Origin of the sequence: Bradyrhizobium sp. CCBAU 11386, assembly GCF_028128955.1 — a bacterium.
Classification (GTDB): Bacteria; Pseudomonadota; Alphaproteobacteria; order Rhizobiales; family Xanthobacteraceae; genus Bradyrhizobium.
Window position 1 is genome coordinate 1 of sequence record NZ_LBKA01000056.1, and the last position, 366, is coordinate 366.

1 protein-coding gene is annotated in these 366 nt (G+C 62.6%); it reads left to right on the top strand.

Annotated features, from left to right (window positions below; translation table 11 throughout):
- Positions 1 to 162: 162 nt before the first annotated feature.
- On the top strand, positions 163 to 366 hold a 204-nt coding region (gene tnpB / locus XI09_RS08340), incomplete at its 3' end, for an IS66 family insertion sequence element accessory protein TnpB (RefSeq protein ID WP_442869551.1).

The window sequence follows — 366 nt, forward strand, 5'->3', positions numbered from 1 at the left end:
GACGACGGCGCCGGCGCGTCGACGGAAGAGCCAGGGCATCATCGAGATCGATCTTGGTAGCGGACACCGCATCCGGGTCGATGGCGAGGTCGATGGAGACGCGCTGCGTCGCGTTCTCGATGCCCTGGTGCGCCGATGATCCCGGTTCCGACAGGCGCGCGAGTGTGGCTCGCGACAGGCTACACCGATATGCGCAGAGGTTTTCCGTCGTTGGCACTCCAAGTGCAGGAGGTGCTGCGCAAGGACCCGCTCAGCGGTCATCTGTTCGTCTTCCGCGGTCGCCGAAGCGATCTTGTGAAGGTGATCTGGCACGATGGCCAAGGAGCATGCCTGTTCACCAAAAGACTCGAGAGAGGAAGGTTCATC